The 13,082-nt window shown below is 63.4% G+C and carries 9 protein-coding genes (1 of these 9 cut by a window edge); 2 read left to right on the forward strand and 7 right to left on the reverse strand.

What is annotated here, in order from left to right:
• On the forward strand, window positions 1–973 hold the 3' end of the coding sequence (locus ABID44_RS14375) for a M23 family metallopeptidase (RefSeq protein WP_354152400.1). 995 nt of this gene lie to the left of the window's left edge; only the last 973 of its 1,968 coding nucleotides appear in the window; the start codon falls outside the window, past its left edge; the stop codon is at window positions 971–973.
• A 32-nt stretch (window positions 974–1,005) separates the two neighbouring features.
• Here the strand turns inward: ABID44_RS14375 and ABID44_RS14380 are convergent, their stop codons facing one another.
• The 7 genes from ABID44_RS14380 to ABID44_RS14410 form a co-directional block, all read right to left on the reverse strand.
• Complete coding sequence (locus tag ABID44_RS14380; RefSeq protein WP_354152401.1) at window positions 1,006–2,421, reverse strand: L,D-transpeptidase family protein; 1,416 nt, start codon at window positions 2,419–2,421, stop codon at window positions 1,006–1,008.
• 169 nt (window positions 2,422–2,590) lie between these two features.
• Window positions 2,591–5,200, reverse strand: a complete 2,610-nt coding sequence (gene clpB, locus ABID44_RS14385; protein WP_354152402.1) for an ATP-dependent chaperone ClpB — start codon at window positions 5,198–5,200, stop codon at window positions 2,591–2,593.
• A 241-nt stretch (window positions 5,201–5,441) separates the two neighbouring features.
• Complete coding sequence (locus tag ABID44_RS14390; RefSeq protein ID WP_354152403.1) at window positions 5,442–6,248, reverse strand: DUF4167 domain-containing protein; 807 nt, start codon at window positions 6,246–6,248, stop codon at window positions 5,442–5,444.
• A 311-nt stretch (window positions 6,249–6,559) separates the two neighbouring features.
• Entirely contained in the window at window positions 6,560–7,435 is an 876-nt protein-coding gene (gene prmC / locus ABID44_RS14395) for a peptide chain release factor N(5)-glutamine methyltransferase (RefSeq protein WP_354152404.1), read from the reverse strand.
• A gap of 7 nt (window positions 7,436–7,442) precedes the next feature.
• Complete coding sequence (prfA, locus tag ABID44_RS14400) at window positions 7,443–8,519, reverse strand: peptide chain release factor 1 (RefSeq protein ID WP_354152405.1); 1,077 nt, start codon at window positions 8,517–8,519, stop codon at window positions 7,443–7,445.
• 18 nt (window positions 8,520–8,537) lie between these two features.
• Window positions 8,538–10,808 (reverse strand): phosphoenolpyruvate--protein phosphotransferase, encoded by a 2,271-nt coding sequence (ptsP, locus tag ABID44_RS14405; RefSeq protein WP_354152406.1) that lies wholly within the window; start codon window positions 10,806–10,808, stop codon window positions 8,538–8,540.
• Between the two features lie 75 nt (window positions 10,809–10,883).
• A complete protein-coding gene (locus tag ABID44_RS14410; RefSeq protein ID WP_354152407.1) occupies window positions 10,884–12,137 on the reverse strand; it encodes an aspartate kinase in 1,254 nt (417 codons plus the stop codon).
• Window positions 12,138–12,336: 199 nt separating this feature from the next.
• Here ABID44_RS14410 and ubiG point away from each other — a divergent pair, with 199 nt between their 5' ends.
• Complete coding sequence (ubiG, locus tag ABID44_RS14415; RefSeq protein WP_354152408.1) at window positions 12,337–13,080, forward strand: bifunctional 2-polyprenyl-6-hydroxyphenol methylase/3-demethylubiquinol 3-O-methyltransferase UbiG; 744 nt, start codon at window positions 12,337–12,339, stop codon at window positions 13,078–13,080.
• The last annotated feature ends 2 nt before the right edge of the window (window positions 13,081–13,082 follow it).

A 13,082-nucleotide genomic window follows, 5' to 3' on the forward strand; every position in this document is an offset into this window, starting at 1 on the left:
GGTGCGCACCGGCGTCTACGACAAGACGCGCCATATCGTGACCATCGCGCGCGGCGATGACGGACAATATGTACCGGCCCGCGAGCCCGAACCGAATCCCGAACTGCTGACTGCTTTCGACGATTCGCCCCCGGTGCAGTCACGCGGCAACCTGCCAACCATCTATGACGGCATATACCGGGCCGCCTATTCCTACGGCATGTCGAAAGACATGACCCAGCGTCTGATCAGGCTGCTTGCCTCGAACGTCGATTTCCAGTCGCGCACCACGGCGTCCGATCGCCTCGAAGCTCTGTTCTCGCAGCCTGACGAAGACGGCGAGGCTTCCGAAAATTCCGAGCTGCTATATGTCTCGGCCAATATTGGCGGCCAGACCCGCAATTTCTACCGCTTCCGCGCCGAGGACGGCTCGTTCGACTATTTCGACGAAAACGGCTCCAGCGCCCAGCAGTTCCTGCTGCGAAATCCGGTGCCAAACGGAAAGTTCCGATCGGGGTTCGGCGGACGCAGGCATCCGATCCTCGGCTATACCCGCATGCACACCGGCGTGGACTGGGCAGCCCCGCGCGGAACCCCGATCATCGCTTCCGGCAACGGCGTCGTGGAAAAAGCCGGATGGGCCGGCGGTTATGGCAAGCAGATCATGATCCGCCACGCCAACGGCTATGTCAGCTCCTACAACCACCAGAGCGCCTTCGCCAAGAACATCGCCGCCGGCGCACGGGTAAGGCAAGGTCAGGTGATCGGTTATGTCGGCTCCACCGGCCTGTCGACCGGCCCCCACCTCCACTACGAGCTGATCGTCAACGGCACCAAGGTCGACCCCATGCGCGTACGCCTGCCTGTCGGCAAGGTTCTGAAAGGCGAGGAACTCACCACCTTCAAGCGCGAGCGCGAGCGGATCGACGAATTGTTGCGGCAGCAGGACCGCAACACGCTCAAGGTGGCCAGCGCCAACAAGGTCGAGGGCTGAACGGCTTTCGAAAGCCGTTGTCCGGCTTCAGTTCAATCGATGAATTCGACGATGACGCCCGGCTTCACCAGCTTGGCAAGTTCAGCCGCATCCCAGTTGGTCAGGCGCACGCAGCCATGGCTGGACGTCTTGCCGATCTTGGAGGGTTCGGGCGTGCCGTGGATGCCGTAGGTCGGCTTGTCCAGCGCAATCCAGATCGAGCCGACCGGGCCATTCGGCCCCGGCGGAATGGTCAGCACCTTGTCGTTTTCGCCCTGCTTGAAGTTGATCCTGGGATTGTAGGTATAGTTCGGATTGACCGCAATTCGCGTCACAGCATGAACGCCGGAGGGTGAAGGCGTCGCCGAAGACCCGATGGTGGCCGGATAGGCCGCCACGAGCTTGCCGTTTTCGTCGTAGGCGCGCACCTGCTTGGCCGCCTTGTCCGCGGTGATCCGCGCCACCGGCGTGGAGACCAGCCGGCCGAAATTGGCGACCTTGATGATCGTTCCCGGCCTGTTGAAATTGGCTTCCGGGTTGAGCGCCTTGAGATAGGCCTCGTCCATGTGGAAACGCTCGGCCAACGCCTCGGTCACCGAGGTGTAGGACATATGCTCAAGCTGGGCCTTGTGACTGTAATCTTCCGGCACCGAGGCGATATAAGGGCCGGCCGCATCCTCATTGGTGATCTCGTAGAGTGAGAAAGCGTCTCCGCCTGTATTCGCCAGGGCCTCTGTAATGGCTATGGCGTCGGTCGAGCGCAGCGTCTGACCTGTGATATCGCGATAGGCGGCCAGCGCCTTTTCCACATTGGAACCGAAGCGCCCGTCAATGACGCCCGGCGATGCGCCGACGCGATCGAGCAGGACCTGCAAGGCGGCGATTTCCTCCCGTCCTCCCAGCGCAAGAGATGAATCGACCCGCGTGCCGGGCGCTAAGGGCTTTGCTTCCTCGCGGCGGGCAGGCTCCAGAGACGCTTCTTCGAGCGGGCGGCGCTCGATATTCCGCTGTCCGCCTCCCTGCTGCAAATCCTCCGGCGAGCCACGATGAATTTCGCCCGGCGCGTCGGGATATATCTCGTATCCGCCGCTCGAATAGGGATCGTAGATCCGCGCTTCCTCTTCACGCTGCCTTTGCAGGAAACGCTCCATGTCATCGGGATCATCATTGTAATAGCGTTCCTGCCGCTCGAACCGCCGACCCTGCTGGCGTCGCATTGCGCGCCTGTCCCCGCGTGTGTCGGGCGGCTCCACGGCGATGACCTCGCCCGTGTAGGAATCGACGATCACCCTGTTGCCAAGGCCGTCATAATAGACCTCGAGGTCTCCCGACTGCGCCAGCATGATGGAAGCAGCGGCCTGTTCGGACTTCGGCGCGGCATCGGCATGGCTTCCACCGCGCGACGCCATCGCATCGGCCGAAAAAAGCAGAGCGGCTATCGCCGAAACAGACAGCAAGATATGCGACATGCAGGCAAAGCTCTCCATGCATTCCAGCGCCCGTCGCCGGGCGAATCAAGATTTCGGGGCCTCATCGCCCCCGGATCGACCAATCACGATAGATTTCCAAGATGAACCGGGCATGAAGATGGCCGCATCGCTGCGGCCATCTGTTTAGCCGGTCCGGCTTGAGCCGGGCTTACGCGGCCTGGGCTTCGTCGCTCCCGCCAGCCTTGCTGCGGAAGTTCAGGCGATCGGAACCGGCCGTCACCTTGACGGCGGAGCCGTCGAGGATTTCCCCGCCAAGGATTTTCTCCGCCAGCGGGTCCTGCAGTTCCTTCTGGATGACGCGCTTGAGGGGGCGCGCGCCATAGGCCGGATCGTAGCCCTTCTGCGCCAGCCATTCGATCGCCTCGGCATCGAGGTCGAGGCGGATCTTGCGATCGACAAGCAGATTCTCCAGCCGCTTGAGCTGGATTTCGACGATCTTGCCCATGTCCTCACGGCGCAGGCGATGGAACAGGATCACCTCGTCCACCCGGTTGAGGAACTCGGGCCGGAACGAAGACTTGACGACGTTCATCACCTCGTCGCGCACCACGTCCACATCCTGATCGTCCCGCAGATCCACCAGATATTGCGCCCCCAGATTCGAGGTCATGATGATGAGCGTATTGCGGAAGTCGACCGTGCGACCCTGCCCGTCGGTCAGGCGACCGTCGTCGAGCACCTGCAACAGCACGTTGAACACGTCCGGATGCGCCTTCTCGATCTCGTCGAACAGCACGACCTGATAGGGCCGGCGGCGCACCGCTTCCGTCAGGGTCCCACCTTCTTCATAGCCGACATAGCCGGGAGGCGCGCCGATCAGCCGGGACACGGAGTGCTTTTCCATGAATTCCGACATGTCGATGCGCACCATGGCGTTCTCGTCATCGAACAGGAAGGAGGCCAGCGCCTTGGTGAGCTCGGTCTTGCCGACGCCGGTGGGGCCAAGAAACATGAATGAGCCGATCGGCCGGTTCGGGTCCTGCAAACCGGCGCGGGCGCGCCGCACGGCCTTCGACACCGCCTGAACCGCCTCGCCCTGGCCGACGACGCGCTTTCCAAGCTCGTCTTCCATGCGCAGCAGCTTTTCGCGCTCGCCTTCCAGCATCTTGTCGACCGGAATACCCGTCCAGCGCGACACGATATGCGCCACATGATCGGGCGTGACCACTTCCTCGACCATACCGCCCGGCGCGCCGTCATGCGCCTCGGCTTCCGTCAGCTTCTTTTCAAGCTCCGGGATCCTGCCATAGGCCAGTTCGCCGGCGCGCTGAAATTCGCCCTTGCGCTGGGCGATAGCCAGCTCGTTGCGGGCAGCGTCCAGCTCCTTCTTGAGATCGGCGGCAAGGCCAAGCTTCTGCTTTTCGGATTGCCACTTGGCGGTCAGCCCGGAGGATTCCTCTTCGAGGTCGGTCAGCTCTTTTTCAAGCCTTGCCAGCCGATCCTTCGACGCTTCATCCTTTTCGACCTTCAGCGCCTCGCGCTCGATCTTGAGCTGCATGATGCGGCGGTCGATCTCGTCCAGCGCCTCGGGCTTCGAATCCACCTGCATGCGCAGTCGCGACGCCGCCTCATCGACAAGGTCGATGGCCTTGTCGGGCAGGAAGCGGTCGGAGATATAACGATTTGACAGGGTCGCGGCCGAAACCAGAGCCGAGTCGGAGATGCGCACCTTGTGGTGCTGCTCGTATTTCTCCTTCAGACCGCGCAGGATCGAGATCGTATCCTCGACCGTCGGCTCGTCCACGAAAACCGGCTGAAAGCGGCGCGCCAGCGCTGCGTCCTTTTCGATGTATTTGCGGTACTCATCGAGCGTGGTGGCGCCAACGCAGTGCAGTTCGCCACGCGCCAGAGCAGGCTTGAGCAGGTTGGAGGCGTCCATCGCGCCATCGGCCTTGCCCGCGCCGACCAGCGTGTGCATTTCGTCGATGAACAGGATAATGCCGCCGGCCGCCGCGGTAACCTCGTTGAGCACGGCCTTCAGCCGCTCCTCGAACTCGCCGCGATACTTCGCACCCGCAATCAGCGCGCCCATGTCGAGCGCCATCAACTGCTTGTCCTTCAGCGATTCGGGAACGTCGCCATTGACGATTCGCAACGCCAGCCCTTCGGCGATGGCCGTCTTGCCGACGCCCGGCTCACCGATCAGAACGGGGTTGTTCTTGGTGCGCCGCGACAACACCTGGATGGTGCGGCGAATCTCGTCGTCGCGACCGATGACCGGATCGAGCTTGCCAGAGCGTGCATCGGCAGTCAGGTCGCGCGCATATTTCTTCAACGCGTCATAGCCCTGTTCTGCACTGGCCGAATCGGCCGTGCGGCCCTTGCGGATGTCGTTGATGACCTGATTGAGCGCCTGCGAGGTGACCCTGGCCTTCGTCAGGATATCGGAAGTTTTGGCCGATTTCTCCATGACCAGCGCCTGGAGGAGGCGCTCGACGGTGACGAAGCTGTCGCCGGCCTTCTTCGCCAGTTCCTCGGCCGTGGAAAACACCTTTGCCAGCGGCTGGGCCAGATAAAGCTGGCCGTTGCCGCCTTCGACGCGCGGCAACGCCTCCAGCGCCGCATCGACGCCGAGTTCCACGTCGCGCGGGCGTCCACCGGCGCGCTCGATCAGCGAGGAGGCGAAGCCTTCCTCGTCATCGATCAATGCCTTGAGAACATGTTCCGGCGTGAACTGCTGATTGTTGCGGTTGAGAGCATATTGCTGCGCCGACTGGATGAAGCCACGCACGCGCTCGGAATATTTTTCAAGATTCATACCTGTCTCCTTCCCTCACCGGCCCGCTTTGCGGCGCCGGATCAGATTGCGGTGACGAACCCGCCCGACCGGGCCGGGTCCAATTCCTCAACAGATATGGGGCGCTGTACAGTCTCTCTCAAGGAGCCCGCGAGAGCCGGGAAGTGAATTTTTCCAGCCCTTTCGCCGCATGCGCCATCAGACCAGACAAAAGCGGCGGAGATCGCTCCCCGCCGCTGAACTCATGAATGCAAAGCCGCAGTTAGCCTTCCGAGACGGGCGTTTCTGCGGATTCGGTCTCGGCGGCTTCCTTCGCGGCTGCGGTGACGCGCGGCTTGCGCGGGCGACGTGGCTTGGCCGGAGCGTCCGCTTCGGCTTCCTTGACTTCCGCTGCGGCGGCGAGGGCGGCCGGGCTGAGATCCGCCGCAGGCTGCGCGGGAACTGCCGCAAGCTCTTCGGCGACAGCGGGAGCAGACACCTCGACCTGAGCGGCCTCCTCCCCAGCTTCCTTGTCCTTATGGCGCGCCTCACGCGGACGGCGCTCTCCGCGACCGCCTGCACGTTCACGGTTCCTGCCGCCTTCGCGGTTGCCCCGGTTTTCGCCTGGCGTCTCGGTGTTCAGCGCCACTTCGGCCGGAACGCCTTCGATCTCCGGCTGCGGGCCGGAGCCGTTGGCCGCCGCCGCCGGAGCGTGAGCCTCGGCGCCGTTGACCGGGGCGGCCTCGGCCTCGTTGTCCTCGTCGATCTCGTCGTCGAAATCGTCGCGCGACGGCTGCGTGTTCTGGATCGGCATCTGCGCCTGAGCGGCGGCGATGATACGGTTGTAATGCTCGGCATGCTGGAGATAATTCTCGGCAATCACGCGGTCGCCGGAGCTCATGGCGTCACGCGCCAGCGCTGCATATTTCTCGGCGATCTGCTGCGCGGAACCGCGAATCTTCACGTCCGGCCCGTTGCTCTCATAGTTGCGGCTGAGCGGGTTCGGCCCCTTGCGATTGTTGTTGTTATTATTGTTATTGCCGCCGTTGTTACGGCCGCGCATGCGCCTGTTCTGCTGTTGTGGCCTCATCCGAGTCTCTTCAGTTGGAAATCAAGAAAACCTATCGCGACGGCAGTGCTCACAAGGCCTGCCGATCTGCTATCCCGCCGGTGCTCGCCCGCATCGATTGCGTTGGCGCCACGTGCCACCTTGTCCCGGTCACATAACACTTGCCGGATGATTCCCCGCGAAGCATTCAGCGCCCATTCGCGCGAGAGGCAGCTATGTCCAAGGGAACCGAATCTCTGGGAGACCTGCCCGCTTCAACTCATCCGGCTGAGGTGACCCTATCCATATTTGCAGACCTTGCCAAGCGTTATTTCGTCGCGGACACAGGCTGTTTACGCAGTTGCGAACAGTAAAACCCTGTCATTTCCGGCCAGGTCGGCCACCACGCGTGCGGGACCGAAACCTTCTCTCTCGAATATGGCGCTGACATCCACACGCTGCGTGCTGCCGATCTCGACGGCGATCAATCCGCCCTGTTCTAGATGGAACGCGGCACCCGTCGCGATGATCCGGTAGGGGTCAAGCCCATCTTCACCGCCATCGAGGGCGCGAAGCGGATCGAACAGCCGCACTTCCTTCTGCAACGCCGCGATTTCTCCTGAACCGATATAGGGAGGATTTGAGGCAATTACACTGTAGCGGCCTGAAATTTGCGCGAACCAATCCGATTTCCGAGCGGTGAAGCGGTCGGAAAGCCCGAGATCGGCAGCATTGCGGGTTGCCGTCGCCAGGGCGTCGTCCGAAATGTCGACACCCGTCGCCGTCGCCTGCTGCACATTGGCGAGAAGGGCCAGCGCAATGGCCCCGGTGCCCGTCCCAAGATCGAGCACCCGGCATCCACCCTCGCGCGCGGCCACATCGCGCATGAAAGGCAGCAGGGCGTCGACAAGAACTTCTGTATCCGGACGCGGTTCCAGCGTTTCAGGCGAAAGCGACAGGCGCAGACCGTAAAACTCGCGGAACCCCAAAATGCGATGGACAGGCTCGCCCCGGCATCGGCGCTCCAGCGCTTCCTCCACCCGGGCCGCAACACCTGATTCGATGACCGTTGCCGGCCGCGCAATGGCGTCGCTGCGGCTGGCGCCGGTGAAATGCTCGATCAGCAACCGCGAATCGAGCGCCGCATCCTCGACGCCGCACGCGGCGAGCTTCCGGCGAGCGGATCGCAGCAAATCAGCAAGGGTCGTGGGCGCACCGGAAGCCGTCACGACGGCCTCAGCTTTCGCTCATGTTGGCAAGCAGCTTCGACTGGTGATCTGCGATGAGCGCATCGATGATATCGTCCATTTCACCCATCATCACCCGGTCGAGCTTGTAAAGGGTGAGGTTGATGCGATGATCGGTCACCCGCCCCTGCGGAAAGTTGTAGGTGCGGATGCGCTCGGAACGGTCACCGGAACCAACCTGCGACTTGCGCGATTCGGAGCGCTCCTCCTCGGCGCGGCCGCGCTCCATGTCGAACAGGCGCGCACGCAGGATCTGCATGGCCCGCGCCCGGTTCTGATGCTGCGACTTCTCCGCCGAAACGACCATGATGCCGGTTGGCAGATGGGTGATGCGCACGGCCGAATCCGTGGTGTTGACGTGCTGGCCACCAGCGCCCGACGCCCGCATGGTGTCGATGCGGATGTCCTCGGCGCGGATGTCGATGTCGACTTCCTCCGCCTCGGGAAGCACCGCCACGGTGGCGGCGGAAGTGTGGATGCGCCCCTGCCCTTCGGTCTCGGGCACGCGCTGCACCCGATGCACCCCCGATTCGAACTTCAGATGCGCGAACACGCCCTTGCCGGAAACGCTGGCGATGATTTCCTTGTAGCCGCCGGCGTCGCCTTCGCTCGCCGAAATTATCTCGAAGCGCCAGCCGTGCTCTGCGGCGTAGCGTTCATACATGCGGAAAAGATCGCCTGCGAAAAGGGCGGCCTCGTCGCCGCCGGTGCCGGCGCGGATTTCCAGAATGGCGTTCTTCTCGTCGGCGGCGTCCCTGGGCAGAAGCAATATCTGGATGTCACGCTCCAGCGCCTCTATGCGCTCTTCAAGCTCCGGCAGTTCGGCTTCGGCCAGCTCGCGCATGTCCGCATCGGTCGCCTTGTCGGCCAGCATGGCCGAAAGATCGGCCTGCTCGCGCTCGGCGCTCCGCAGGGCGCGGATCTTGCCCGCAAGATCCTGAATCTCGGAATATTCCGAGGCCATCTTCACATAAGCGTCGGGTTCCGGCCCGGCCGCCATCTGCGCTTCGAGCATCTCGAAACGCTTGACGACCTGATCCATGCGGTCACGTGGCAGAAGACTCATGCGGACACCGTGGCCGGTCTAAAGAGGAATGGAGTGATCGTCGGCGAAAGCCTGCAACAGCGCCCGCATCGGAATGTCGTTGGCCGGGGCCGACAGATTGTCCGCGAAGAAGGCTTCGAGCTCCGCCACAGGCAATTCCGCCAGCATCGCCTTGACCGGGCCGATCGAGGCCGGCGACATCGAGATCGACCGGAAACCCAGTCCGATCAGGACCATGGCAGAAATCGGCTTGCCGGCCAGCTCGCCGCACAGCGTCACCGGCGTATGGTTGCGCCTGCCCGCATCGGCAATGGTCTTCAGCACCCGCAGGAAGGGCACCGAAAGCACATCGAAACGATCCGCCACCAGCGTGTTGCCGCGGTCCACCGCCATGACGAACTGGAACAGGTCGTTGGAGCCGACCGAGACGAAATCCACCGCCTTCATCAGTTCGTCGAGCTGGAACAGCAGCGACGGCACCTCGATCATGGCGCCGAGCTTGAGGCTGTTGGGCAGCAGATGGGCAAACCGCGAAAGGTGGCGAACCTCTCGGTCGATGATCTCGCGCGCCTGCGCGATTTCGCCCAGCTCCGTCACCATCGGCAGCATCAGTTTCAGCTCGCGCCCCCCGGACGCCTTGAGCAGCGCGCGTATCTGGGTGCGCAACAGGCCTGGTCGGTCGAGCGTCAGCCGGATCGCACGCCAGCCAAGCGCCGGGTTCTCTTCCTGCGTGTTGTTCTTGAAATAGGGCAGCACCTTGTCGCCGCCGATATCGATCGTGCGGAAGGTGACGGGCTTGCCGCGCGCGGCGTCCAGCACATCGCGATAGAGCTGCTCCTGGCTCTCGGCGCGCGGGAAGGTCGAGGCGACCATGAACTGCAACTCGGTACGGAACAGGCCGATGCCGGCCGCGCCTGATTCGGCGAGTTGCGGCAGATCGACCAGCAGACCCGCATTCATCAGCAGGTCGACGTGAACGCCGTCTCTGGAAACCGAGGGCTGGTTGCGCAGTTCCCGATAGAGTTCCTGACGACGGGCACGGAACCGCACTTTCTCCGCATAGGCGGCCTCAAGGTCGGATTGCGGGCGCAGATGCACCGAACCCTCGTCGCCGTCCACGATGATGGCGTCGCCGTTTTCGGCCATGGACACCGCGCCCTTGACCTGTCCGACCACCGGGATGCCGGTGGCGCGCGCCACGATCACCACATGGCTGGTGGCCGCCCCGTCCTCCAGCACCAGACCGCGCAGTTTCTCGCGCGGATAGTCGAGCAATTCGGCGGCTCCCATGGAGCGCGCCACGATGATCGCATCCTTCGGCAGAGCGGCGGCGATGTCCTCCGGCCCGGTTCCCATGAGCTGGCGCAGCAGCCGGTTGGCGAGGTCGTCGAAATCGCTCATCCGCTCGCGCAGATAGGGATCGGTCATATGGATCATGCGCGCGCGCATGTCGCTCTGGACCTTCTCGACCGCCGCTTCAGCCGTCAGGCCGTTGCGGATCGCCTCTTCCAGGCGCCGCACCCAGCCGCGATCGTTGGCGAACATGCGGTAGGCTTCCAGGACTTCGCGATGCTCGCCCTCGAAGGCGACGTCGCGGCGCTCCAGCATGTCGTCGATGGAAAGCCTGAGCGAACCCAGCGCCGTTTCCAGACGCCGGATTTCTTCCTCGCTGTCCTCGTTGAACAGGTTGGTGACGACGACGCGCGGCTCATGCAGCACGACATGGCCCAGCCCGATGCCGTCGTTGAAGGAAGCGCCGCCGTAGGATACCGGACGTTTGAGGTCCAGTTCGAGGCCCGGGCGCGACAATCGCGCCAGATCGCCGGTGGCGATCATTTCCGCGATCACCATCGCCGTCGTTTCCAGCGCCTCGACCTCGTCGTCGCGATAGGTGCGCATGGTCTTGTTCTGAACCACGAGCACGCCGAGCGTACGTCCAGCGCGCAGCAGCGGCACGCCAAGGAACGAGTGGTAGATCTCCTCGCCCGTCTCCGGCAGATAGGCGAAGGCAGGATGCTCCTGCGCGTTGGAAAGATTGAGCGGCCGTGCGCTGGCGGCGATGGTGCCGACCAGGCCCTGGCCGAGACGCAGTTGCACGAGATGGACCGCTGACGGATTGAGGCCTTCGGTGGCGTAAAGCTCCAGCACCGAATCGGCGCGCAGCACATAGAGCGAGCAGACCTCGGCCACCATGTTGGAGGCGATGTCGCGCACGATCCGGTCGAGTCGATCCTGCGGCTCCAGCGGCTCCTGCATGAGCTCGCGCAACCGTTTCAGCAGAACGCGTGGGCCGACCGCCGTTTCACGCATAGCGGCGTCTTCCTCCAATGGCCGCGCTGTCCGGTCCCGCGCGCCGGATAAGGCCCGCTGCCGGGCACGCGGCCCTTAACTCTTGTCCAGATCGTATACGGAATGGAGCGTGCGTACTGCAAGCTCCGTATACGGCCCGTCGATCAGGATCGAGATCTTGATCTCCGAAGTGGTGATGGCGCGGATGTTGATGCCCTTTTCCGAGAGCGCCTCGAAAGCCGTGGCGGCGACGCCGGCATGGCTGCGCATGCCGATGCCGATCACCGACACCTTGGCCATGCCCTCGTCATGCTGGATGACGTCGTAGCCGATGGTGTCGCGCACCTTCTCCAGAACCGACAGCGCCTTGGCGACATCGCCGGAAGGCACGGTGAAGGTCATGTCCGTGAACTTGCCGTCCTCGGAGATGTTCTGGACGATCATGTCGACATTGATGCCGGCCTCGGCCAGCGGCCCGAAAATGCCGGCGGCGACACCCGGACGGTCGGCGACGCGGCGCAGCGAGATCTGCGCCTCGTCCTTGGCGTAGGCAATACCGGTGACGACCTGCTGTTCCACGATTTCATCCTCGTCGCAAATGAGCGTTCCAGGCGGATTGAGAAAATCGTCCATGCCGGGGGCGTCGGGCTCCACGAAGGACGAACGCACGAAGGTGCGCACCTTGTGCACCATGGCGAGCTCCACCGAGCGCACCTGCAGCACCTTGGAGCCCAGCGAGGCCATTTCCAGCATCTCCTCGAAGGTGATGCGGTCGAGACGGCGCGCCTTGGGCTCCATGCGTGGATCGGTCGTGTAGACGCCGTCCACATCGGTATAGATATCGCAACGGTCCGCTTTCACGGCGGCGGCGATGGCCACGGCGCTGGTGTCCGAACCGCCACGGCCGAGCGTGGAAATGCGGTTGTCGGGCGACAGCCCCTGGAAACCGGCTATCACGGCCACCTGTCCCTCGCCGAAACGCTTGATGAGGAAGGAGCCGTCTATTTCCTGAATGCGGGCCGCGCCGTGCGCATTATCGGTGCGGATCGGGATCTGCCAGCCAAGCCAGGAGCGGGCGTTGACGCCCATGTTCTGCAAGCTGATCGCCAGCAGTCCGGCCGTGACCTGCTCTCCCGAGGCGACGACGGCATCATACTCGCGCGCATCGTGCATGGGCGAGGCTTCACGCGTCCAGGCCACGAGTTCGTTGGTCTTGCCCGCCATGGCCGAAACCACGACGGCGACGTCGTGGCCGCAGTCGACCTCACGTTTGACGTGCCGCGCCACATTGCGGATGCGGGCGATGTCGGCGACCGAAGTCCCGCCGAATTTCATCACGATACGCGCCATGGAAGCGGAATGCCTTTGAATGCCGGGAACGACCCGAAATGAATTGTCTGGCACCCGGAAGAAACCCTTGTGCCGATGCGCGGTCTCCTTAGCCAAAACATGCTTTCTGCGCAAGCGATTGCCGCATGCCGGCGCAAATGCCGTCTTGACTTTCGCTGCCCCAGACCCGACTTCGTAGGCCTTCACGGAGAACAGGGACATGTCCGACACCCGACGATCGACCATCGATTCCGGAGAAGTTGAACGTTTTTCGGCGCTTGCGGCGGAATGGTGGAACCCGAACGGCAAGTTTCGACCCCTGCACAAGTTCAATCCCGTGCGCCTGTCCTACATCCGCGACCAGATCGCCCTTCGCTTCGGCCGCGATACGCATGCGGCGCGGCCGTTCGAGGGCCTGCGCATACTCGATATCGGCTGCGGCGGCGGGCTTCTGTGCGAGCCGATGGCGCGCCTGGGCGCGCAGGTGGTCGGCGCCGACGCCTCGGCCACCAATATCGAAGTTGCGAAACTGCATGCTGCCGAATCCGGCGTGGATATCGATTATCGCGCGACCACGGCCGAGGACCTGGCCGATGCGGGCGAGAAATTCGACGTCGTGCTCAACATGGAAGTGGTGGAGCACGTTTCCGATATCGGCCTGTTCATCGATAAGTGCGGCGAAATGGTCAAGCCGGGCGGCATCATGTTCGTCGCCACCATCAACCGCACGCTGAAGGCGCTGGGGCTGGCCATCATCGGGGCGGAATATGTGCTGCGCTGGCTGCCGCGCGGCACCCATCAGTTCGGCAAGCTGGTGCGGCCGGACGAACTGGAGAGCGCGCTCGCCGCCGCCGGTCTCGGCGTCATTGACCGCACCGGCGTCGTCTACCATCCGCTGGCGGACCGCTGGCAGCGCTCGAAGGACATGGACGTCAACTATATGGTGCTGGCCGAAAGACCCTGACC

Origin of the sequence: Aquamicrobium ahrensii (genome assembly GCF_040545755.1) — a bacterium.
GTDB classification, from domain to species: Bacteria; Pseudomonadota; Alphaproteobacteria; order Rhizobiales; family Rhizobiaceae; genus Mesorhizobium; species Mesorhizobium ahrensii.